At 67.6% G+C, this 22,737-nt stretch carries 19 protein-coding genes; 14 read left to right on the forward strand and 5 right to left on the reverse strand.

Features of this window, described 5'->3' with window-relative positions:
- Positions 1-58 precede the first annotated feature (58 nt).
- The 8 genes from ACMGEZ_RS08585 (at position 59) to ACMGEZ_RS08620 (ending at position 9,523) form a co-directional block, all read left to right on the forward strand.
- Positions 59-1,411 carry an NCS2 family permease gene (locus ACMGEZ_RS08585; protein WP_436822182.1) on the forward strand — a complete coding sequence of 451 codons (1,353 nt, stop codon included), beginning with the start codon at positions 59-61 and terminating at the stop codon, positions 1,409-1,411.
- A gap of 82 nt (positions 1,412-1,493) precedes the next feature.
- On the forward strand, positions 1,494-3,035 hold the full coding sequence (locus ACMGEZ_RS08590; protein ID WP_436821842.1) for an ABC transporter ATP-binding protein: 1,542 nt from the start codon (positions 1,494-1,496) through the stop codon (positions 3,033-3,035).
- Complete coding sequence (locus tag ACMGEZ_RS08595; protein WP_436821843.1) at positions 3,028-4,182, forward strand: ABC transporter permease; 1,155 nt, start codon at positions 3,028-3,030, stop codon at positions 4,180-4,182. Before ACMGEZ_RS08590 ends, ACMGEZ_RS08595 begins: the two co-directional genes overlap by 8 nt.
- Positions 4,182-5,102, forward strand: a complete 921-nt coding sequence (locus tag ACMGEZ_RS08600; protein WP_436821844.1) for an ABC transporter permease — start codon at positions 4,182-4,184, stop codon at positions 5,100-5,102. The genes ACMGEZ_RS08595 and ACMGEZ_RS08600 overlap by 1 nt, the downstream gene beginning before the upstream one ends.
- A 48-nt stretch (positions 5,103-5,150) precedes the next feature.
- Positions 5,151-6,320 carry a BMP family ABC transporter substrate-binding protein gene (locus ACMGEZ_RS08605; RefSeq protein ID WP_436821845.1) on the forward strand — a complete coding sequence of 390 codons (1,170 nt, stop codon included), beginning with the start codon at positions 5,151-5,153 and terminating at the stop codon, positions 6,318-6,320.
- Positions 6,321-6,384: 64 nt separating this feature from the next.
- Entirely contained in the window at positions 6,385-7,368 is a 984-nt protein-coding gene (locus ACMGEZ_RS08610) for a Rieske 2Fe-2S domain-containing protein (RefSeq protein WP_436821846.1), read from the forward strand.
- Between the two features lie 2 nt (positions 7,369-7,370).
- Positions 7,371-8,423 (forward strand): adenosine deaminase, encoded by a 1,053-nt coding sequence (locus ACMGEZ_RS08615; protein WP_436821847.1) that lies wholly within the window; start codon positions 7,371-7,373, stop codon positions 8,421-8,423.
- An 89-nt stretch (positions 8,424-8,512) separates the two neighbouring features.
- Positions 8,513-9,523, forward strand: coding sequence for a GSU2403 family nucleotidyltransferase fold protein (locus tag ACMGEZ_RS08620; RefSeq protein WP_436821848.1), 1,011 nt, complete (start codon positions 8,513-8,515; stop codon positions 9,521-9,523).
- Positions 9,524-9,570: 47 nt separating this feature from the next.
- Here ACMGEZ_RS08620 and ACMGEZ_RS08625 read toward each other — a convergent pair whose 3' ends face one another.
- The gene (locus ACMGEZ_RS08625) at positions 9,571-10,191 is read right to left on the reverse strand and encodes a pyridoxamine 5'-phosphate oxidase family protein (RefSeq protein WP_436821849.1); all 621 of its coding nucleotides are present in this window, start codon (positions 10,189-10,191) and stop codon (positions 9,571-9,573) included.
- Positions 10,192-10,207: 16 nt separating this feature from the next.
- Entirely contained in the window at positions 10,208-10,666 is a 459-nt protein-coding gene (locus ACMGEZ_RS08630) for a hypothetical protein (protein WP_436821850.1), read from the reverse strand.
- A 145-nt stretch (positions 10,667-10,811) separates the two neighbouring features.
- Between ACMGEZ_RS08630 and ACMGEZ_RS08635 the strand changes: the two genes are divergently transcribed.
- The 3 genes from ACMGEZ_RS08635 (at position 10,812) to ACMGEZ_RS08645 (ending at position 16,559) form a co-directional block, all read left to right on the forward strand.
- Positions 10,812-11,345 carry a GNAT family N-acetyltransferase gene (locus ACMGEZ_RS08635; RefSeq protein ID WP_436821851.1) on the forward strand — a complete coding sequence of 178 codons (534 nt, stop codon included), beginning with the start codon at positions 10,812-10,814 and terminating at the stop codon, positions 11,343-11,345.
- Positions 11,346-11,472: 127 nt separating this feature from the next.
- Positions 11,473-14,568 carry a sensor domain-containing diguanylate cyclase gene (locus ACMGEZ_RS08640; RefSeq protein WP_436821852.1) on the forward strand — a complete coding sequence of 1,032 codons (3,096 nt, stop codon included), beginning with the start codon at positions 11,473-11,475 and terminating at the stop codon, positions 14,566-14,568.
- A 107-nt stretch (positions 14,569-14,675) separates the two neighbouring features.
- The gene (locus ACMGEZ_RS08645) at positions 14,676-16,559 is read left to right on the forward strand and encodes a GspE/PulE family protein (protein ID WP_436821853.1); all 1,884 of its coding nucleotides are present in this window, start codon (positions 14,676-14,678) and stop codon (positions 16,557-16,559) included.
- Between the two features lie 39 nt (positions 16,560-16,598).
- Here ACMGEZ_RS08645 and ACMGEZ_RS08650 read toward each other — a convergent pair whose 3' ends face one another.
- Positions 16,599-17,342: an EAL domain-containing protein gene (locus ACMGEZ_RS08650; protein ID WP_436821854.1), complete on the reverse strand. Its 744-nt coding sequence runs from the start codon at positions 17,340-17,342 to the stop codon at positions 16,599-16,601.
- A gap of 245 nt (positions 17,343-17,587) precedes the next feature.
- Here ACMGEZ_RS08650 and ACMGEZ_RS08655 point away from each other — a divergent pair, with 245 nt between their 5' ends.
- Positions 17,588-18,676 (forward strand): BMP family ABC transporter substrate-binding protein, encoded by a 1,089-nt coding sequence (locus ACMGEZ_RS08655; RefSeq protein ID WP_436821855.1) that lies wholly within the window; start codon positions 17,588-17,590, stop codon positions 18,674-18,676.
- A 15-nt stretch (positions 18,677-18,691) separates the two neighbouring features.
- Here ACMGEZ_RS08655 and ACMGEZ_RS08660 read toward each other — a convergent pair whose 3' ends face one another.
- Together ACMGEZ_RS08660 and ACMGEZ_RS08665 are read right to left on the reverse strand one after the other, a co-directional pair.
- Entirely contained in the window at positions 18,692-19,354 is a 663-nt protein-coding gene (locus ACMGEZ_RS08660) for an acyltransferase (protein WP_436821856.1), read from the reverse strand.
- The gene (locus ACMGEZ_RS08665; protein ID WP_436821857.1) at positions 19,351-20,505 is read right to left on the reverse strand and encodes a glycosyltransferase family 4 protein; all 1,155 of its coding nucleotides are present in this window, start codon (positions 20,503-20,505) and stop codon (positions 19,351-19,353) included. The genes ACMGEZ_RS08660 and ACMGEZ_RS08665 overlap by 4 nt, the downstream gene beginning before the upstream one ends.
- Before the next feature lie 183 nt (positions 20,506-20,688).
- On the opposite strand from ACMGEZ_RS08665, the gene guaD reads away from it, so the two are divergent.
- A complete protein-coding gene (gene guaD / locus ACMGEZ_RS08670) occupies positions 20,689-21,978 on the forward strand; it encodes a guanine deaminase (protein WP_436821858.1) in 1,290 nt (429 codons plus the stop codon).
- A 59-nt stretch (positions 21,979-22,037) separates the two neighbouring features.
- Complete coding sequence (dcd, locus tag ACMGEZ_RS08675; protein ID WP_068676294.1) at positions 22,038-22,604, forward strand: dCTP deaminase; 567 nt, start codon at positions 22,038-22,040, stop codon at positions 22,602-22,604.
- Positions 22,605-22,737: the final 133 nt, after the last annotated feature.

Consider the following 22,737-nt stretch of genomic DNA (forward strand, 5'->3'; position numbering starts at 1 on the left):
GCCACGACAGAAAAGACCCGGAGACAACGCGATGAACCGTACAGAGCAGGTGCTCGGCATGCCCGAGCACGACACGCCGACCCTCATCCCGCAGGCACAGGCGCCCGCGACCGGCTGGACAGAACGCCTGTTCAAGCTCAGGGAGCACAACACCACGGTGCGCACCGAGATCGTGGCCGGCCTCACCACCTTCCTGACGATGGCCTACATCATCTTCGTCAACCCCTCGATCCTGGGCGACGCGGGGATGCCGAAGGACGCGGTGTTCGTCGCCACCTGCCTGATCGCGGCGCTGGGCACCGGGATCATGGCCCTCTACGCCAACTACCCGATCGCGCTGGCGCCGGGCATGGGGCTCAACGCCTACTTCGCCTACGTGGTGGTGCTGCAGATGGGCTACACCTGGCAGGCGGCCCTGGGCGCGGTCTTCGTGTCGGGTTGCCTGTTCCTGCTGGTCACGGTGTTCCGGCTGCGCGAGCTGATCATCCGCGGCATCCCGCAGTCCATACGGCTGGCGATCACCGTGGGCATCGGGCTTTTCCTCGCGATCATCGCGCTCAAGAGCGCGGGCATCGTGGCGCCTTCGAAGGCCACCTACATCACGCTGGGCGACCTGCACACGCCGCAGGCGGTGCTGGCCACCATCGGCTTCTTCCTGATCGTGGTGCTCGACCGGCTGAAGGTGCCGGGTGCGATCCTGATCGGCATCATCACGGTGACGGTGCTGTCCTTCTTCTTCGCCGGCAACACCTTCCACGGCGTGTTCGCGGCACCGCCGTCGATAGCGCCCACCTTCCTGCAGCTGGACATCAAGTCGGCGCTGACGGGCGGCATCCTGAACGTGGTCCTGGTGTTCTTCCTGGTCGAGCTGTTCGACGCCACCGGCACCCTGATGGGCGTGGCGCGCCGCGCCGGCCTGCTGGTGCCGGGCAAGATGGACCGGCTCAACAAGTCGCTGCTGGCCGACAGCGGCGCGATCTTCGCCGGCTCGCTGCTGGGCACGTCGAGCACCACGGCCTACGTGGAGAGCGCGGCGGGCGTGCAGGCCGGTGGCCGCACCGGGCTCACCGCGCTGACGGTGGCGGTGCTGTTCCTGGCCGCGCTGGCGATCTCGCCCCTGGCCGGCGCGGTACCCGCCTACGCCACCGCGCCCGCGCTCTTCTTCGTGGCATGCCTCATGCTGAGGGACATCACCGAACTCGATTGGGACGACACGACCGAGGTGATCCCGGCTGCGGTGACCGCCCTGGCCATGCCCTTCACCTACTCGATCGCCAACGGCCTGGCCTTCGGCTTCATCACCTATGCGGTGCTCAAGCTGTTCACCGGGCGCGCCAGGCAGGTGCACTGGATGGTGTGGCTGATCGGCGGGGTTTTCCTCTTCAAGTTCATCTACATAGGCGGACACTGAACGACAGAAAATATGCGATTGCCCTGGGCAAGACCCCGGGGCAGTTCAGGGCGATTCCGAAACCCACAGGCCAGGCACAGGCATGACAATCCACCACCGACTGCAGCTCGAACACATCACCAAGCGCTACCCCTCGGTCGTCGCCAACAGCGACGTCTCGCTCAACGTGGCGCCGGGCGAAACCCACGCCGTGCTCGGCGAGAACGGCGCCGGCAAATCCACGCTGATGAAGATCATCTATGGCGCGGTGAAGCCGGACGAGGGCAGCGTCACTTTCAACGGCCAGCCCGTCAGCGTGCGCAACCCGCAGGAGGCGCGGGCGCTGGGCATCAGCATGGTGTTCCAGCACTTCAGCCTGTTCGACACGCTGACCGTTGCCGAGAACGTCTGGCTCGGGCTGGACAAGAGCCTGACGCTGGCCGAGGTCACGCGCCGCATCGTGGCCAAGGCCGGCGAGTACGGGCTGGATGTCGATCCCTCGCGCCCGGTCCACACCCTCTCGGTGGGCGAGATGCAGCGGGTCGAGATCATCCGCGCGCTGCTGACCGACCCCAAGCTGCTGATCCTCGACGAGCCCACCTCGGTGCTGACGCCGCAGGCCGTGACCAAGCTCTTCGTGGTGCTGAAGAAGCTGGCGGCCGAGGGCTGCAGCATCCTCTACATCAGCCACAAGCTGCACGAGATCCGCGAGCTGTGCACCGCCTGCACCGTGCTGCGCGGCGGCAAGGTCACTGGGGTCTGCGACCCGCGCCAGGAGAGCAACGAATCGCTGTCACGCCTGATGATCGGTGCGGAACCACCGCCCTTGCAGCACCGGCCGGTGCATGCAGGCGCCGTGGCTCTGCGGGTCCAGGCCCTGTCGCTGCCGCGCGAGGACCAGTTCGGCGTCGACCTCGACGGCGTGTCGCTGGAGGTGCGTGCCGGCGAGGTGGTGGGCATCGCGGGCGTGTCGGGCAACGGCCAGAAGGAGCTGCTGTACGCGCTCTCCGGAGAAGACACACGGGCCCAGGCCGGCATGATCGAGGTCTTCGGCCAGCCGGCCGGCCATTTCCGCCCGCGCCGGCGGCGCGCACTGGGCCTGCACTTCGTGCCCGAGGAGCGGCTGGGCCGCGGCGCGGTGCCGACGCTGAGCCTGGCGCACAACATGCTGCTGACGCGCAGCAATGCGGTGGGGAAGGGCGGCTGGATCCGCACCGGCTCGCTGCAGCAGCATGCGAGCCGGATCATCGAGCGCTTCAAGGTCAAGGCCGGCGGGCCCGGCGCGGCGGCGCGCTCGCTCTCGGGCGGCAACCTGCAGAAGTTCATCGTCGGGCGCGAGATCGATGCCGACCCGAAGATCTTCGTGGTTTCGCAGCCCACCTGGGGCGTCGACGTCGGCGCGGCGGCGCTGATCCGCGGCGAGATCCTGGCCCTGCGCGACGCCGGGTGCGCCGTGCTGGTGGTGAGCGAGGAGCTCGATGAGCTGTTCGAGATCAGCGACCGGCTGCACGTGATCGCCAAGGGCCGGCTCTCGCCCTCCATCGATCGCGCCGCCGCCACGGTGCCGCAGATCGGCGAGTGGATGAGCGGCCTGTGGGGCGCCCGGCCCGAGGCCACGACGCAAGAGGAGGTGGCCCATGCTTAAGCTCGAACCCCGTCCGGAGCTCTCGCGCTTCTGGAGCTACGGTTCGCCGATCCTGGCGCTGCTGATCACGGTGCTGATCGGCATGGTGCTGTTCTCGGCCCTGGGGAAGGACCCGGTCAAGGGACTCGCTGTCTTCTTCTGGGAGCCGATCAAGAGCGGCTATGCGCTGGGCGAGCTGATGGTCAAGGCGACGCCGCTGCTCATCATCGCGCTCGGGCTGGCCGTGTGCTTCCGCTCCAACGTGTGGAACATCGGCGCCGAGGGGCAGTTCGTCTTCGGCGCCATTGCCGCCGGCGGCGTGGCCTTGATGGCCGACAAGACCACCGGGTCGTGGATCGTGGCCGCAATCCTCGTGGCCGGCATCCTGGGCGGCATGGTGTGGGCCGGCATCGTCGCTTTCCTTCGCGACAGGTTCAACGCCAACGAGATCCTGGTCAGCCTGATGCTGGTGTACGTGGCGACGCTGCTGCTGGGCTACATGGTCTACGGCCCGTGGAAGGACCCGATGGGCTACAACTTCCCGCAGACCAAGACCTTCGAGGCGGTCACGCAGATCCCGCGGCTCATGAAGGGCTCGCGCGTGAGCATCGGACTCATCATCGCGTTGCTGGGCGCGGCGGCCCTGTGGGTGTTCCTGTTCCGCACGCGGGCCGGCTTCGCGCAGCAGGTCGGCGGGCTGGCCCCGGCGGCGGCGCGTTACGCGGGCTTCTCGGCACGGCGCGCGATCTGGGTCGCGCTGCTCACCTCGGGCGGCGCGGCCGGCCTGGCAGGCGCGCTGGAAGTGGCCGGCCCCATCGGCCAGCTCACGCCCTACGTGCCGGCCGGCTACGGCTTCGCGGCCATCATCGTGGCCTTCGTCGGGCGGCTGCATCCGGTGGGCATGATCTTCTCGGCGATCTTGATGAGCATGTTCTATATCGGCGGCGAGCTGGCGCAGTCGCGCCTGGGGCTGCCCAAGTCGCTGACCGGCGTGTTCCAGGGGCTGCTGCTGTTCACCCTGCTGGCCTGCGACACGCTGATCGCCTACCGCATCCGGCGCAAGTCGGCACCGAGGGCGGTGGCCGCGCCTGCCGGCACGTCTTCACTGCAGGCCAGCACGCCGCTGAGTGCGCCGGGCGCTGCCCAAGCCACCGAAGGAGCCATCTGATGGAAAGCTACGCACTCCTCCTGGGCTCCACGCTCAGCGCCGGCACCGTTCTGGCGATCGCGGCACTGGGCCTCCTGATCAACGAGAAGGCCGGCATCGTCAACCTCGGGGCCGAGGGCATGATGCTGTGCGCCGCGCTTGCCGGCTTCGCCACCGTCGTGACCACGCGCAACCCCTGGCTGGGCTTCGCGGCCGGCATGGCGGCCGGCGCGCTGCTGGCGGCCTTCTTCGGCGTGCTGGTGATCTGGCTCAACACCAACCAGTACGCGACCGGGCTGGCGCTCAGCCTCTTCGGCGTCGGCTTCTCGGCCTTCGCGGGCATCAACTTCGTGCAGGCCAAGCTGCCCGAGAGCGCCAACTACGCGCTGCCGCTCCTGGGCGACATCCCGCTCGTCGGGCCGGCGCTGTTCCGCCATCACCCGATGGTGTATTTCGCGGTGCTGCTGACCATCGGGCTGATCTGGTTCCTGTACCGCACGCGCGCCGGGCTGGTGCTGCGCTCGGTCGGCGAATCGCCGGAGTCCTCGCACGCGCTGGGCTACCCGGTGCGGCGCATCCGCTTCATGGCGGTGATCGCGGGCGGCGCGCTGTGCGGGCTGGCGGGGGCGTATCTGTCGACCGTGTACACGCCGCTGTGGGTCGAGGGCATGGTGGCCGGCCGCGGCTGGATCGCGCTGGCCCTGACCACCTTTGCCACCTGGCGGCCGGTGCGGGTGCTGCTGGGCGCCTACCTGTTCGGCGGGGTCTCGATGCTGGGCTTCCACCTGCAGAGCACGGGCGTCGACGTGCCCAGCCAGTTCCTCAGCATGCTGCAGTACATCGCGCCGATCGTGGTGCTGGCGCTGATCTCGCGCAACCCGGCTTTCATCCGCATCAACATGCCGGCTTCCATCGGGAAACCCTTCTACCCCGGCTCATAATCGCGTTCACAATTGTTTCCGGCAAAACATCCTTCGAGGATTCCCCCAATGAACGACATCAACAAACGTTTCCTGCTCAAGTTGGCTGCGCTGACCGCGGTCGCCTCGGCCGCGCTCATCGGCTGCGGCAAGAAGGAAGAAGCGCCTGCTCCGGCCCCCGCTGCGCCGGCACCTGCGCCGAGCGCCGCGGCGCCCGCGCCGGCCGCCCCGCTGAACATTGCCTTCGCCTATGTGGGCCCGGTGGGCGACGGCGGCTGGTCCTTCGCGCACGACAACGCGCGCAAGGCCATCGAGAAGGAGTTCGGCGGCAAGATCAAGACCACCTTCGTCGAGAGCGTGCCCGAGTCGGCCGATGCCGAGCGCGTGTTCCGCGACATGGTGAGCCAGGGCAACAAGCTGATCTTCGGCACCACCTTCGGCTACATGGAGCCGATGCTCAAGGTGGCGAACGACCACAAGGACGTGAAGTTCGAGCATGCCACCGGCTACAAGACGGCCGAGAACATGCGCACCTACGACAGCCGCACCTACGAGGGCGCGTACATGGCCGGCATCATCGCGGGCTCGATGACCAAGAGCAACACGCTGGGCGTGGTCGGCTCGGTTCCGATCCCGGAGGTGCTGCGCAACATCAACTCCTTCACCTTGGGCGCGCAGTCGGTCAACCCGAAGATCACGACCAAGGTGGTGTGGGTCAACGAGTGGTTCAGCCCGCCGAAGGAAACCGAAGCGGCGACCGCGCTGATCAACGGCGGCGCCGACGTGCTGTTCCAGAACACCGATTCGCCGGCCGTGCTCAAGACCGCGCAGGAAAAGGGCAAGCGCGCCTTCGGCTGGGACTCGGACATGACGGCCTACGGCCCCAAGGCTCACCTGGCTTCGGCCATCATCAACTGGACGCCGTACTACACCAAGGCGGTGCAGGATGTGCTCGACGGCAAGTGGGCCACCGGGCAGACCTGGTGGGGCGTGAAGGAAGGCGCGATCGACATCGTCTCCATCGCCGAGGACGTGCCGGCCGAGACCAAAGCCAAGGTCGAGGAAGTCAAGAAGGGCTTGAAGGACGGCAGCTTCTCGATCTGGAAGGGCCCGATCGTCGGCCAGGACGGCAAGGAGCTGGTGGCTGCCGGCGCCGCCGCCGACGACAAGTTCCTGTCTGGCGTGAACTTCTACGTCAAGGGCGTGGAAGGCAAGGTCCCCGGCGGCGACAAGAAGTAAGCGGCCCGAACTTCGCTTGAAGGGTTGCCTCTGCGGCAACCCTTTTTGCATTTTCAGTTTCACGATGATCGAAAAAGAACTCTGGCATCCGGTCGCGCTGGCCGGCGAGGTCGCGCAGGCGCCTCTCGCGGTGCAGCTGCTGGGCGAAAGCCTGGTGCTGTGGCGCGACGCCGCGGGCGCCGTGCAGGCCTGGGCCGACCGCTGCCCGCATCGTGGCGCGCAGCTCTCGCTGGGGCGCGTCTGCGATGGCGGGGCCACGCTCGAATGCCCGTACCACGGCTGGCGCTTTGCGAGCGGCGGCCGCGGCGTCTATGTGCCGGCACTGCCGGACTTCGTCCCGCCCGCCACGCATCGCGCCACCGTCCATGCGGCGCAGGAGGCCTGCGGCCTGGTGTGGGTGCGGCTGGAAGGCGAGGGCGGCGAGCTGCCGGCGTTCCCGGCCGAGCACGATGCGCGCCTGCGCAAGCTCGACTGCGGCCCCTACGAGGTCCAGACCAGTGCGCCGCGGCTGGTCGAGAACTTCCTGGACATGGCTCATTTCGGGTTCGTCCATGAAGGCTGGCTGGGCGCGCGCGAGATGACGGTGATCGAAGACTACCGCGTCGAAGCCACGCCCGAAGGGCTGCTCGCCACCGGCTGCAAGGCCTGGCAGCCGCAGTCGACCATCAACTCCACTGCGCCTGCGCTGGTCGAATACCGCTACGAGGTCACGGCGCCCTATGCCGCGGTGCTGACCAAGGTGCCCGAGGCGGCGAGCGTGGGCATCGAGGGCTACCAGGAATCGATCGGGCTCTTCATCTGCCCGATGGAGCCCGAGCGCTGCCGCGTCTGGTTCCGGTTCGCCACGGCGGACTTCGAGCGCGACGATGCCCAGCTGCGCGCCTTCCAGGACACCATCTTCCTGCAGGACAAGCCCGTGCTCGAATCGCAGCGCCCGCGCAGCCTGCCGCTGGACCTGCGGGCGGAGCTGCATACTGCGGCGGACAAGGCTTCCTCCTTCTATCGCCGGCACCTGAGGGCGCGCGGCATCACTTTCGGAGTCTGCTGAACATGACGAACCCCACGCTTGCGCACATTGCCGCCGACCGCCTCCCGGCGCTGCTGCGCGCCATGCCCAAGGCCGAGCTGCACATGCACATCGAGGGCTCGCTGGAGCCCGAGCTGATCTTCGCGCTGGCGCAGCGCAACGGCGTGGCCATTCCCTACGCCAGCGTGGAAGAGCTGCGCCGCGCCTACGCTTTCACCAACCTGCAAAGCTTCCTCGACATCTACTACGCCGGCGCCAGCGTGCTGCTGAAGGAGCAGGACTTCTACGACATGGCCTGGGCCTACCTCGAGCGCGCCGCCGCCGACAACGTGGTCCACACCGAGATGTTCTTCGACCCGCAGACCCACACCGCCCGCGGCGTCGCGATGCAGACGGTGATCGACGGCCTGCACCGTGCCTGCGTCGACGCGAAGGCCAGGTTGGGCGTGAGCGCCGCGCTGATCCTGTGCTTCCTGCGGCACCTGAGCGAGGAAGACGCCTTCGCCACGCTGGAGCAGGCGCTGCCGTTTCGCGACAAGTTCATCGGCATCGGCCTCGATTCCAGCGAGGTCGGCCACCCGCCCGAGAAGTTCGCGCGCGTGTTCGCGCGCTGCCGCGAGCTTGGCTTCCACCTCGTCGCCCATGCCGGCGAGGAGGGGCCGCCGGCCTACGTGTGGAGCGCGCTCGACGTGCTGAAGGTGGAGCGGGTCGACCACGGCGTGCAGAGCACCAAGGACCCGGCGCTGATGAAGCGGCTGGTGCAGGACCGTATCCCGCTGACCGTCTGCCCGTTGTCCAACCTCAAGCTTTGCGTCTTTCCGGACCTGGCACGGCACAACCTCGGCCAGCTTCTCGATGCCGGCCTGGTTGCCACCGTCAACTCGGACGACCCGGCCTACTTCGGCGGCTACATGAACGAGAACTTCGTCCAGACATTTGCAGCCACCGGGTTGACCGCGCAGCATGCGTGGCAGCTGGCGGCGAACAGCTTCGAGGGCAGCTTCGTCGATGCGCAGACCAAGGCGGGCTGGATGGCCCGGCTGAACGAGAGCTTTGCGCAGTTCGCGAAGGCGTGAGAGGGTGTGAGCGAGCAGAGCCCGCATCCAGGATTTACCCAATAAAACAATTTTTTGTTGGGTAAACTGGGCGCATGTCACCAGGCACCTTGTACCGCTCGCAAGAGCTGGCATTCAGGACGCAGTACGCCGAACTGAAGGAGCGTGCCGGCTCAACTGGCAGCCTGCTTTCCGGAACACCCGGGACCCTGGTCAAGCGGGAGGGCACAGGATATGCGTATTGGTACAGGGTGTACTACCCGGTCCCGGGCCGGCAGGCCGAGGAACTGGTGGCCAGGGATGGGGACGTCGAAGCCCTGGAGAACGCCGAACGCCAGATCGAGTTTGCGCGATGGGCCTCTGCCCAGGTCCGTGACCTTCGAAAGCTCCAGTTCCAGGTGGCGGACAAAGGCGTCGCCGGTGTCCTGGTCGAACTTCACAACAGAGGCATCCTGCGCTCGGGCGTGACCCTGGTGGGGACGCTGTGCTACATGGCATGGCTCAATGAGCTCGGTGCCAAGGCCGTTTCCGCCCGAACGCAGGACATCGACCTTGCCGCGCGGCAGAAGCTGACCCTCGCCGTGCCGACGTCGTTTCTCGAGGCGGTTGGCGCGACCCGCCTCGACTTCGCGCCTGTGCCCGGCATGCCCAGCAAGTCGCCGTCCACCTCCGTCAAGCAGAAAGGGCGCGACGGCCTGCGGGTCGATGTGCTGACGCACGGCGGCAGCTTGGGAAAGACCGTTCCGATTCCCCAACTGATGTGGAGCGCGCAAACGGTGCCGCACTACGCCTATCTTCTGGATGAGCCCCGACAGGCGGCACTCCTTGCCGGAGGCCACTGCATTCCGCTCATGCTCCCGCAGCCAGAGCGATTCGTCTGGCACAAGCTCTTCTCGAGCGCATCGCGCCAGAGCTTTCCCGAGAAGGCGGAAAAAGACCTGGTGCAGGCCGCGACCCTGGCGGCCGTCCTGGTCGAGAAGCACGACGAAGTCCTGTCCGATTCGTTCGGCCTTGCGCCGGCCGTTGTGCGGCAGACCGTGAAGAAGCGGCTGCCTGCGCTGCGCCGCGCGCTGGCGGCCCACCCCCAGGCGCTCGAACAGTTCGAGGCCCTTCTCGGGTAGTCACCGGGCCGTGCGCCGTTTGCACCTGTGGGCCACGCCTGGGCGCCTCAGTACAGCGTGTCCTTCTGCCGCTGCGGCAGCTCGCGGTCGTAGGTGACGCCATCGAACTCGCCGGCAGTCAGCGCGGCCAGGATGGCGCCGGGCGTCGGCACCGTGCGCGGCGCATCGGCAGGCACCGGGGCCCACAGTTTCGAGCGCTGGATGGCGCGGGCGCATTGAAAGTAGACGGATTCCACCGCGATGACGAGCACGCATTGCGGCGGCTTGCCCTCGACCGCGAAGCGCGCCAGCAGCTCGGGCGCGACGGAGATTCCGGCCTTGCCGTTCACGCGCAATGTCTCGCCCACGCCGGGAATCAGGAACAGCAGGGCCACGCGCGGATCGGCCACGATGTTGCGCAGGCTGTCGATGCGGTTGTTGCCGCGGCGCTCGGGCAGGAGCAGCGTCTTCGCGTCCTGCACGGCAACGAAGCCCGGCTCGTCGCCGCGCGGCGATGTGTCGAGGTGGCCCGCGTTGGAGGTGGCAAGCACGGCGAAGGGTGAAGCGGCGATCAACGCCTGGTAGTGCGGATGCAGGAAGTCCACGTCCTTGCGCAGCGACGCTTCTCCGGGCTGCCCGAACAGCGCTTCCAACTGGGCGACGGTGTCGATGGTATGGGGCGGCGGCATGGGAAAGGAGCGCAAGCTACGGCCTGCGTGCACGCCCGGTGCGGATCGCTTCCTTGCGTGCCTTCTGCAGTTCCTTCAGCTGCGCCAGCTGGCTCGGGCAGTCGGCGTTGGTTGCCACCAGCACGAAGGGGCTGCGCCGCAGGGCCTCGACCGATTTCTCGACGTCGGACGGCATCCGGTTCTTGTTGACCAGCCCGGCCGCGACGGCTGCCCTGGAGTCCTTGAAGAAGCCTTTTTCGAAGGCTGGCGTACCGCAGCGTGCCGCGATCACGCGGTAGTCGGCTTCCTGCTGCTCCGCGGCATGGGGCGCCGCCGGCTGTCGTGCCGTCTGGGCGTCCACCGGCAGGGAGATGCCGATGATCGACGCCGACAGAAATGCTCCCAATTCAACACGCGCTTTCATGAGGACCTGCCGCTTCACGAACGCTGAAGGGTTCGTCATTGGCATGGTACTGCCGCATCGCGCCAGTTGCATGGCATTGGTGTGAACTAGTGCCCGGAGCAGCGTACGCAGTTGCGGATTCGCGTCGGTGCGGTGGCGCCCGCGCCACGCGCATGTTTTGCGCGGAATCGACCGGCTATCCTCGAGATGCCCCTACTCCTGCGAAAGTGACACGTCCATGACGGCTTCAACCCCTGTTCCCGGTGTCCGCCGGCTCTCCGGCATGGACGAGGGCCAGCTCCAGGCGCTGGCCGGCCTGCTGATCGACTGCGTGGAAGGCGGTGCCTCGGTGAGCTTCATGCAGCCGCTTTCGATGTCCAAGGCGCAGGCGTTCTGGCGCCGGGTCGCCGAGAGCGAGGCCCGCGGGGAGCGCATCCTGCTGGTGGCCGAGGACGCCACCGGCATCGTGGGCACCGTGCAGCTGGTACTGGAGCAGCCGGAGAACCAGCCGCACCGGGCGGACGTCTCGAAGATGCTGGTACACCGCCGCGCACGCCGCCGCGGGTGGGGAGAGGCCCTGATGCAGGCGGCCGAGCAGGCGGCGCGCGAATGCGGCAAGACGCTGCTGGTGCTCGACACGGCGAGCGGCGATGCCGAGCGGCTCTATGTCCGTTGCGGCTGGCAGCGCTGCGGCACGATACCCGGCTACGCGCTATGGCCGCAGGGCGGACCGTGCGACACCACCTTCTTCTATCGCGTGCTGGACAACTGAGGGGCAGCGGCGGCGACATGGCGATGCTCGCGCTGGCTCGGGCCGCCCGCGCGCCGACGCAGGCCTGAGCTCCGTGCACGCCACCTGTGGCCGGGGAAGCCGTCTGGCTTATGCTGCCCTGTCCACCATGTCGATGAAATCAGGTTTCAGCAACCTTCGCATCAGCTTGAACACGCGCCTGAGCGCCGGCGTGGCGGCGGTGGTGCTGGCCGCGACCTTTGCCATCGCAACCGTCGCCTTGCACCTGGTCAAGGCCAGCATGCAGGCATCGATCGCCAACGAGGAGTTCGCGCGGGTGTCGGCCATCGCCGATGCGGTCGACCAGAAGTTCGTCAGCCGGCGGACCTTGCTGAAGACCTTCGCCGAAAGCGTGCAATCGCACGATGGCCCGAACGCCGAGCCGCTGCAGGGCCTTCTGGAGAAGCACCAGTCGCTGCGCGAGGCCTTCGACAACGTCGCGCTCATCGATCTCGATGGCGAGATCGTCGCCAACCTCGACGGCGCGCGGAGCATCGGACGCGCGAACGTCAAGGACCGCTCGTACTTCGCTCAGACCCTCTCCGCCGGAGCCGGGGTGATCTCGATGCCCTACCGCAATCGGATCAACGGCCTGGCGCAGGTCGCCATCACGCAGCCGGTGCGAAACGCGGCCGGGCAGGTGCGGCTGATGATCTCGGGTTCCATCAACCTGAAGGAGCGAAACATCCTCGGGGACCTGGCCGACGTCAAGTTCGGCAAGACAGGCCACCTGTTCATTCTGTCCAGGGACGGCGTCGTGATCGACCATCCGCGACCGGAGCTGGTGCTGAACCGTGTCGGCGTCGACAGCGCCTGGGACGCCGGGATCCAGCGCGCGATCGCAGGTTTCGAGGGCACGACCGAGGGGCTGGATGAGGACGGGGCGCGTGCCCTGTACGCCTTCAAGCGGATTCGCCAGGCCGACTGGGTCCTGGGCGCCGTGTATCCGCAGAGAGAGGCCTTCGCGCACATCGATGCCATCGAGCGCGTGGCCTGGGGCGGCGCGATCGTGCTGGCCCTGCTGGCGGGCGCTGCCGCCCTGGCCGTGGCGCGGGGGCAGCTGCAGCCGCTTTCGCAGCTGCACCGGCGCATGCTGGACGCGCAGGCCGCGCCGGCGGAAGCCGCGGCGCCGCGCACCTATGCCCGCGACGAGATCGGCGACCTCTCGCGAACCTTCGACGAACTGATGCAGCAGCGGCGAGCCAGCGAGAAATTCCTGCGGGACATCACGGACAACCTGCCTGCCATGGTGTCGCACGCGGACGCGCAAGGCCGCTACACCTTCGTGAACGCGCGCCTGTGCGAAAAGCTGGGCCGCAGCGCGGCCGAGCTCGTGGGTCAGCCCGTGCGGAACGCGCGCGGTGCCGACTACAGCGTGATCCCGGAGCGCTACCTCCAGCGGGTGCTGGCGGGCGAGCCCGTGACCTTCGAACGTCGAGGTTCCACCAAGCAGGGCGAGGAGCCCCGCTTCTTCCAGACCGAGCTCATCCCCGACCGGGACGCAGCGGGCACGGTCCGCGGTTACTACGCGATGACCTCCGACGTGACGGAGCGCAAGCGCGTCCAGCTGAGCCTCGCGCACAGCGTGGCGCAGATCCGCACCATCGCCGACAACATCCCGGCGCTGGTCTCGCATGTCGATGCCTCGCTGCGCTACACCTTCGTCAATGCGAAGGTCAAGGCGCTGCACAAGTCCGACGCGTTGGTGGGCCGGTCGATGCCGGAGGTGCGCGGCCCATCGGATTTCGCAGTTGTCGAGCCCTACTATCGACGCGCGCTCGCCGGAGAGATAGTCATCGTCGAGAAGGCCGGCGATGCGGCGCTCGGGATCGGCGGCCGGACCTACAAGGCCCACTACATCCCCGACCAGGACGATGTCGGCATGGTCCAAGGCGTCTTCGCCATGACCTTCGACATCACCGAGGAGGCCAACGTCCGCAAGGCCCTGAGCGAGCAGGAGAAGCGGCTGCGCGACGTCACCGACAGCATCCCGGCCCTGGTGGGGTACTTCGATCGCAATGAGAACTGCCTGTACGGCAACAGCCGGGCGCGGCAGATGGCGGGCCTGGGCGATGGCCCGCTCGGTGGCGTGACCTTGCGCGCCGCCGTGGGCGAGGCGGTGTACGCGCAGCACTTGCCCTTTCTTCCGACCGTGCTGGCGGGAGAGGCGGCACGTTTTCCGGTCGAGGCGCCCCTGTACGGCAAGAACGGCTACTTCCAGGTCAACCTGATTCCGGACAAGGACCTTCAGGGAAACGTGCTGGGCTTCTACGTCATGACCTTCAACATCACGGCCTTGAAGGAGGCGGAAATGCTCCAGGCCGAGAGCGAGACGCGCCTGCGCACCATCACCGACAACCTGCCGGCACTCATCACCTACATCGACCGGGAGCAGAAGATCACCTTCGCGAACGGGACCTACCGCGAATGGCTGGGGCTCAATCCCGCCGAGCTGGTGGGGCGCCATATCCGCGATGTCGCCGGGCCCGAGCTGTACGCGTCGCGCAAGGCCACCATCGAGCGGGCGCTGGCCGGGGAGCGCGTCGAGTTCGAGGCAGCCACCCGACGGGGGGATTTCGATCGCGTCACCCATGTCATCTATGTGCCGGACGTCGGACCCGACGGAGCGACCCACGGCATCTTCTCGCTCAGCCTGGACATCACCGAGCTGAAGGTGGTGGAGCGCAAGCTGATCGAACTGGCGCGGGTTGACACCCTCACCGGCCTGCCGAACCGACTGGCCTTCAACGAGCTGCTGCCCGCGGCAATCGCGCGCGCCACGCGCGCGCAAAGCGCGCTCGCCCTGATGTTCCTCGACATCGACCATTTCAAGTCCATCAACGACACGCTCGGCCATGCGTGGGGCGACGAGGTGCTGGCCGAGTTCGCCCGGCGCCTGCAAGCCAGCGTCAGAAGCACCGATACCGTGGTGCGCCTGGCCGGCGACGAGTTCGTGATCGTGCTCGAGAACCTGGACAGGCCGGAGGCGGCCTCGACGGTGGCCAGGAAGGTCATCACATCCGTCAACGCAGCGGCCTTCCAGCTCGATGGCCGGAGCCTGAACGTCACGACCAGCATCGGCGTCGCCTTCCATCTGCCTGCGGGCGCCACCGTCACGACGGCGGAACTGCTGGCCCGCGCCGACGCTGCGCTGTACCGCGCCAAGGCTGCGGGGCGCAATACTTTTGTGCTCACGGCAGACTGAGTTTGCATGGCGGGGCAGTGCGTGCTCGTGCGCCGCGCGCAGCTGTGCTGAAATCGTGCCGGGGACCTCAGAATCCCCAAGCTGAAACTGAACAAGAGGTCAAAGTCATGTCGTCTGCGGAAGTCGTCACGCCGGATCAATTGCTGAAGGAGCTCGAGGCCCAGAGCCGCATGCCGATCATGCGCATCGGGCAGGCGCTGGTCTCGCTCGGCATGGTTACGGAGAAGCAGCTGGAGGCCGCGCTGGCGCAGCAGCAGCTCGATCGCAACGTGCCGCTGGGCGAGACGCTGGTGCGCATGGGCGTGGTCAACCGCTCCCAGCTGCAGATTGCGCTGGTCCGCAAGATGGGCTACCCGCTGGTCAACCTGCAGCTGTTTCCGCCGGCGGCCGAGGCCTTGCGCAAGATCAACCATGGCGTGGCGCGCCGCTTGCAAGTGATGCCACTGATCATCCACGAGGGCCGCCTCGTGCTCGCCCTCGACGACCCTGCCAGCCGGCACGCTGCGCTCGACGAGGTGGAGTTCATCGCGCAGATGAAGGTGGTGCCGGTGATCGGGCAGTGCCGTGACCTGGACGATGTGCTGCACAAGGCCTACGAGAAGATCGGCGCGCAGGCGGAAGGGCGCTCGGCGGCGGTCGACCCGATGAGCATCGACTTCGACCTGGCTGGCACCAGCGAGCTGCTGGAGACGCTGGAAAAGGAGGTCCGTCCACCGGCCGACGAGGATGCGCCGATCGAGCAATCGGACAACTCCCTGGTGCGCATGATCAACAGCATGATCCAGGAGGCGCACCGCGAGGGCGTGTCGGACATCCACATCGAGAGCTATCCCGGGCGCGAGAAGACGCGCATCCGCTTTCGCCGCGACGGCCGGCTCTACACCTACCTGGAGCTGCCGCCCAGCTACCGCAATGCAATCGTCGCGCGCGTGAAGATCATGTGCGACCTCGACATCAGCGAGAAGCGCAAGCCGCAGGACGGCAAGATCAACTTCGCAAAGTTCTCCCCCCAGCACCGCATCGAGCTGCGCGTGGCGACCATCCCGACCACCAGCGGGCTGGAAGACGTGGTGATGCGCATCCTTGCGTCGGCCAAGCCCATCGCGCTGGATGCGCTGGGATTGTCGGCGCGCAACCTGGCGCGGCTGACCGAGGCCGTCGAACGCCCCTATGGCATGGTGCTGTGCGTCGGGCCGACCGGCTCGGGCAAGACCACCACGCTGCACTCGGCGCTCATGCACATCAACACGCCCGAGCGCAAGATCTGGACCGCGGAAGATCCCATCGAGATCACCCAGCCCGGGCTGCGGCAGGTGCAGGTCAACCTCCGCATCGACTGGACCTTCGCCAAAGCGCTGCGTGCCTTCGTGCGCGCCGATCCCGATGTGATCATGGTCGGCGAGATCCGCGACGAGGAGACCGCGAAGATCGCGATCGAGGCCTCGCTGACGGGGCACCTCGTGCTGTCGACCCTGCACACCAACAGCGCGCCCGAGACGGTGACGCGGCTGCTCGACATGGGCATGGACCCCTTCAATTTCGCGGACTCGCTGCTGGCCGTGTTGGCGCAGCGGCTGGTGCGGCGCCTCTGCACGCACTGCATCAGCAGCCGTCCGCTGACCCCGGAGGAGACCGATGAGCTGGTGTCCGACTACCTGAATGCCTACGCGGTGAAAGCGTCGCCGTCCGATCGCGAGGGGGTGGTCGCTTCCTGGGAGCGCCGCCATGCGCGCGACGGGCGGCTCATGCACTTTTCGAGCGCCGGCTGCGAGGAGTGCAAGGAAACCGGCTTCAGGGGGCGCGTCGGCATCCACGAGCTGATGCTGATGTCCAAGGGGCTGCGCCGCCTGGTGCAAGGCGGCGCCCGTGCCGAAGAGATTCAGCAGGCGGCGCTGCGCGAGGGCATGCGCACGCTGCGCCAGGACGGCATCGCCAAGGTGCTGTCCGGGCAGACCACGATCGACGAGGTGCGCGCGACCAGCAATGTCTGAGCCCCGCGCGGGGCCAGTCTCGATCGGTTCGGGCCGGCTTCAGGCGGCGTCCCACGCCACCACCGGCAGCGCGGCGATGGCGGGACTGGCGAACAGGAAGCCCTGGAAGAGGTCCACGCCCAGCGCGCGCAGTGCATGGACTTCTTCCCGGGCCTCGACTCCTTCCGCGATCACCCGGATCTGGAGCTCGTCGCAGGTCGCCACGAAGCCCTTCACGATCGCGATGCGGACCGGGTCCATGTGGATGCCGCGGACCAGGCTCATGTCGATCTTCACGACGTCGGGCTGGAAGGCTGCGAGCAGTTCGAAGCTCGCATAGGCGGCGCCGAAATCGTCGATCGCGGAGGTGAACCCGTAGCGCTTGAAGATGCGGAAGGTGGCTGCGAGGCCGGGCAGGTCCTTGACGCGCTCGCCTTCGGTGATCTCGAACATCAGGCGCTGGACCGGAAAATTGCAGCGCTCGGCAGCGGCCATGGCGGTGCGGAAGCAGGCCTCCTGGCCGGCGACGTCGTTGGGCATGACGTTGAGGCTGAGCCTGGACTCCATCCCCAGCGCGGCCGCGAGCTCGATCGCATTCACGCGGCAGGCCTCGTGAAACGCAAAGCGGTCTTGCGGGGCTACACGGGCGAACACCTCGGAAGCACCTTCGCCGGAAACGCCGCGCACCAATGCCTCGTGGGCGAAGATTTCCCGCCGCGCGAGGTCCACGATGGGCTGGAAGGCCATCGTGAAGGCCGATTCATCGCCCGGGGAAGCGGCATGGGCTCTGATCGGAGCAGTCACTGGAAATGATCCTCGTGGGCGATGGTTGAGCGGTGCCCCCGGGGCGGACAGGTGCAGGGCGTGGGTGCAGATTCCTGCACGCCTGCATTGTGCGCGTGCCGGCGGGCGGCGGCGCGGCTTCGGCGCCACGAAGCAGCCCGCGCAGCGGACGAAGTCACGGCCCGCCGCGCCGCCTAAAATGCCGGGCCCGGCGCTGCTGCCCCGCAGCGCCGATTTTTTTATCCGGGGCCATGTAGAGGAACACCATGTACAAAAACCTCGCCGCCGCGCTCGCGGCCGCCTGTTTTTTCATTTCGCCTTCTTTTTCGCAATCCGCCGCCCGGGCGGACCCGCTCAAGATCGGCTTCGTGTATGTCGCGCCCATTACCGCTGCCGGCTGGGTGCGGCAGCACGAGGAGGGCCGCAAGGCCGTCGAGGCAGCGCTCGGCGGCAAGGTGAAGACCACCTATGTCGAGAACGTGCCGGAGGGCCCCGATGCCGAGCGCGTGATCCGCGATCTCGCGCAGCAGGGCCACAAGCTGATCTTCACGCCCAGCTTCGGCTACATGGAGCCCACCCTCAAGGTGGCGCGCGACTTCCCCGACGTGAAGTTCGAGTCCATCACCGGCTACAAGCTCGCATCCAACGTCTCGACCGCGAACGCCCGCTACTACCAGGGGCGCTACCTCGCGGGCGTGGCCGCGGGTCGCATGAGCAAGACCCATGTCGCGGGCTACGTCGCCGGTTTCCCGATTCCGGAGGTGCTGCAGGGCATCAACGCCTTCACGCTGGGCATGCGCTCGGTCGATCCGAAGGCGCGGGTCAAGGTCGTGTGGCTGGACGCCTGGTTCGATCCGCCAAGGGAGCGCGACGCCGCGATGACGCTGTTCAACCAGGACGTGGACGTGATCGCCTTCCACACCGGCTCCACCGCCGTGATGGCCGCGGCGCAGGAGCGCGGCAAGATGGCCGTCGCCTACCACTCCGACATGCGCAAGGTCGCGCCCGATGCGCAGATCGTCGCCGTCACCCACGAGTGGGGCGGCTACTACACCCAGCGCGCGAAGGCGGCGCTCGACGGCAGCTGGAAGCCGGTCAACATCTGGGGCGGCGTGAAGGAAGGAATGGTCAGCGTCGGCGACTTCGGTCCCAAGGTGCCGAAGCCCGTGCAGGAAGAGGTGCTGGCACGGCAGCAGGACATCGGGAGCGGCAAGCTGCAGGTCTTCCGCGCGGTCCAGGACGTGCGCGACAACGAGGGCAGGGTCGTCATCGCCAAGGGTGCCGGCCTGCGCGACGACCAGATCCTCATGATGAACTGGCTGGTCGAGGGGGTCGAGGGGCGGGTTGCACGCTGACGCCGGCGGGCCGTCTCAGTGCACGAAGCCGCGCTCGCGGTGAAAGTACGCAGCCTCTGGGTCGAGCTTCTTCACCTGCGCCGCGGGTGAGCCCGCGTACACGGCGTATTCCTCGCCGTGCGCCTTGTTGAGCACCGAGCCCGCGCCCAGCATCGAACGGTCGGGCAGGGCGGCGCCGCCCAGCACCGTCACCCGCGTGCCCACCAGGCAGTAGGCGCCGATGCGGATGGGCTTGCAGTCCTGCCGGTTCTCCTGCGCGTTGATGCCATGGGTGATCAGCTGCGAGTGGTAGCCCGCGATGGTGGTGAAGGCGCCGATGTCGACGCGGTCGGTGCAGTCGATGATGTGCTGCTTGGTGACGGCCGCATGCTCGCCCAGCGAGAGCGTCGGGTCACGGTCGGTGCGATGCCTGAAATGGGCACCGGCCGGCGGGTGGCCGGTGATCCAGTTCGAGCGGTCGATGACCGAGTGCGCGCCGCACTCGAGCCGGCCCAGGTGGATGGCCACGTTGAAGTGCCCGATGTACGCCCCTTCGCCCATCACCAGGTGGCCCGGGAAGACATAGGAGAGCCCGATGCGGGCGCCGTCTGCTATCTCGTAACCCCAGAAGCGCCGCAGCACCGCGCGCTTCAGCGTCCAGGGCAGGAACACCACGAGCAGGCCCAGCAGCCTCTTCATCGGGCGGCCTTCCGTTCGTCGAGCACGCGGCGGTAGGCCGCCACGTAGTTCGCGGCCATGCTTTGCGCGGAGTAGTGCGTGGCGTTCTCGAGGCCCAGCCGGCGCATCTCGGCGAAGCGCGGCGCCGCGTTCTCGATGGCGGTGGCCATGGCGTCGGGATCGTTGGGGTCCACGTACACCGCGCCTTCGCCGCCGATCTCGTTCATCGGCGCTAGGTCGGAGGTGAAGACCGCGCAGCCGCAGGCCTGGGCCTCGATCACCGGCCAGCCGAAGCCTTCCTGCAGCGAAGGGAAGAGCAGGGCGGTCGCGCTGGCGTAGAGCGCGCGCAGCTCCTCGTGCGAGACGCCTTGCACGGTCTTGACCCGATCGGCCACGCCGTGCTTGCGGGCCAGCTCGGCCATCTCCGGCACCAGTTCGGGGCCGACGAACAGCAACTGCTCCGCCGGCGCAGGCCGGCCGCTCGCCGCTGCGCGCTCTTGCAGCGCGATGAAGGTCTCCAGCACCTTGCGGCGGTTCTTGCGTGCCAGGTCCCAGCCGACATGCATCAGGAACTTGTCTCCGGTCGAGATGCCGAAGCGCCGGATCAGGCCCTCGGCCTCTTCGGGCGGCACCGGCCGGAAATCGTCGTTGAGCCCGTTGAGCACCACGGTGACCCGCGATTCCTCGGCCAGCCCCAGCGCCAGCAGCTCGCGCCGGGTCAGGTGCGAGACGCACGCCACCAGGTCGGCTGCGCGCAGCCCCTTCACGATGAGCCGCTGGAACAGCCGGCCCGTCCAGCCCACGTTCCAGCCGTCGACCATGCCCTTGGCGGCCTGCACCGCGATGACATCGTGGCAGGTGATGACGTTGGGCTTGGACTTCACCCAGGGGATGTACATGCCGTTGGAATGGTCGGTGACATGCACCACGTCGGCCCAGCGCAGGTGCCGGGCGAGCGAGGGAATGAAGAGGATGAACTTGTCGACGTAGCCCAGCCACTTCCACAGCGCCGAGGAGGTGGGCACGCGCAGCACGCGCCGCGGCGGCGTCAGCACGCGCAGCTCGCAGCCGTGGTGGGGCAGTTCGCGTTCCAGGATTCGCTTGAAGGCCAGCATGCTGGTCTGGCCGTCGGGGACGTAGTTCCCGATGAGGAGCACTTTCATGTTGGACATGCGCGGCGGTCTGCGTCGCGTGAAGTCATCGCTGTTCCTGTTGGGCTATTGGGGTGAAGCAAGAATTATGTTCTAGCGGCAGGGGCACCCCGGGAGGTGGACCACCGAAGCGAAGCTGTCGTATAGGCTCCATACGCGCTCGCACATTCCGTACCGGGCCTCGCTGCCTTACCCTCCCAGCCCATGCAAGCCTACCGTGCCTCCCTTTTGCGATTCGATGCCGCCGGCCAGCCGGTTTTCGACCAGGACGGGCTGCTGGTCGTCGGCCCCGACGCCGCTGGACGCCAGCGGGTGCAGGATGCCGGTGCCTTCGCAGGCGTCGCCGCCCGCCATCCTGGCGTGGCAGTCACGCAATGGCCGGGCCGCATCATTGCGCCGGGCTTCGTCGACATGCACATCCACTTCCCGCAGACCGACATCATCGGCGCGCCTTCCGCAGGCCTGCTGCCCTGGCTCGAGAACTACACCTTCCCGGCCGAGAGCCGCTTCGCCGAGCTGGCCCATGCGGCCGAGGTGGCCGAGGTCTTCTTCGACGAGCTGCTGCGCAACGGCGTCACCACCTCCCTGACCTTCGCGACCTCGCATCCGGCTTCGGTGCAGGCCTTCTTCGAGGCGGCGCAGCGCCGCTCGCTGCGCATGATCACGGGCAAGGTGCTGCAGGACCGACATTCGCCCAACGGCGTGCGCGACCAGACCGAGCAGAGCCTGATCGACACCGAATCACTGATTCGCCGCTGGCACGACGTGGACCGGCTGGGCTACGCGATCACCCCGCGCTTCGCTCCCACCAGCACCGACGCGCAGCTGCGCGGCGCGGGCGAGCTGGCCGCCAGATACCCCGACACCTGGATCCACTCGCACGTGGCCGAGAACAAGGACGAGGTGAAGTGGGCGCGCGAGCTCTTCCCGGGCGCGCGTTCCTACCTCGATGTCTACCGTGGCTTCGGCCTGATGCGCGAGCGCGCCGTCTACGCCCATTGCATCCATTTCGACGACGACGACCGCCGCCTGATGCGCGAGACCGGTACCGCCGCGGCCGTGAGCCCGACCAGCAACCTGTTCCTCGGCAGCGGCTTCTTCGACTTCGAGGGGGCCGATCGCATCGGCTGCGCCTACGGCCTGGCGAGCGACGTGGGCGGCGGCACCAGCTTCAGCCCGTTCTCGACCATGCTGGCCGCCTACTACGTGGGCCGCGAGGGCCAGACCAAGCCGGGCCTCAGCATCGCGCCCTCGCAGCTGTGGTGGCGCCACACCGGCGGTGCAGCGCGGGCCCTGGGGCTGGAGGGCGTCATCGGCAACCTGCAGCCGGGTTGCGAGGCCGACTTCGTGGTGCTCGACCCCAAGGCCACTGCGATGCTCGCGCGCAAGACGGCGCGGGCGGACAGCCTGGAGGAATTGCTGTTCGCCATGATCGTGCTTGGCGATGACCGGCTGGTCGAGCGCACCGTGATTTCGCAGGCCTCGAGCGCCTGAGGCCCGGCGGGTGGGCGGGAGCCGCTGCCTAGAATAGCGGCCCCAAGGAAGGACCTGACATGAGCATCAAGAGCGACAAGTGGATCCGGCGCATGGCCGAGAAGAACGGCATGATCGAGCCCTTCGAGCCGGGCCAGATCCGCGAGCAGGACGGCCACCGCATCATCAGCTATGGCACCTCCAGCTACGGCTACGACATCCGCTGCGCACCCGAGTTCAAGGTCTTCACCAACATCCACAGCACGGTGGTCGACCCGAAGAACTTCGATGAGAAGAGCTTCGTCGACTTCCACGGCGACTCCTGCATCATCCCGCCCAACAGCTTCGCCCTGGCGCGCACGGTGGAGTACTTCCGCATCCCGCGCAACGTGCTGACCATCTGCCTGGGCAAGAGCACTTACGCCCGCTGCGGGATCATCGTCAACGTCACGCCTTTCGAGCCCGAATGGGAAGGCTACGTGACACTGGAGTTCAGCAACACCACGCCGCTGCCGGCCAAGATCTACGCCGGCGAGGGCTGCGCCCAGGTGCTCTTCTTCGAGAGCGACGAGGTCTGCGAGATCAGCTACAAGGACCGCGGTGGCAAGTACCAGGGACAGCGCGGCGTGACCCTGCCCAAGGCATAGTCCACTACCGACTTCGCGGCGCTGTCCTGCATGCGCTTGCGCCTCGCCGGCCGTGCGGCCCGGTCCGGCCAGCGCGAGGATCCTCGGCCATGGACGTGCTCCCGGATCGGGCGCGTACCATCGGCGGGCAGCA

Source organism: Variovorax stachyos (assembly GCF_051400855.1).
In the GTDB taxonomy this organism is placed as follows: Bacteria; Pseudomonadota; Gammaproteobacteria; order Burkholderiales; family Burkholderiaceae_C; genus Variovorax.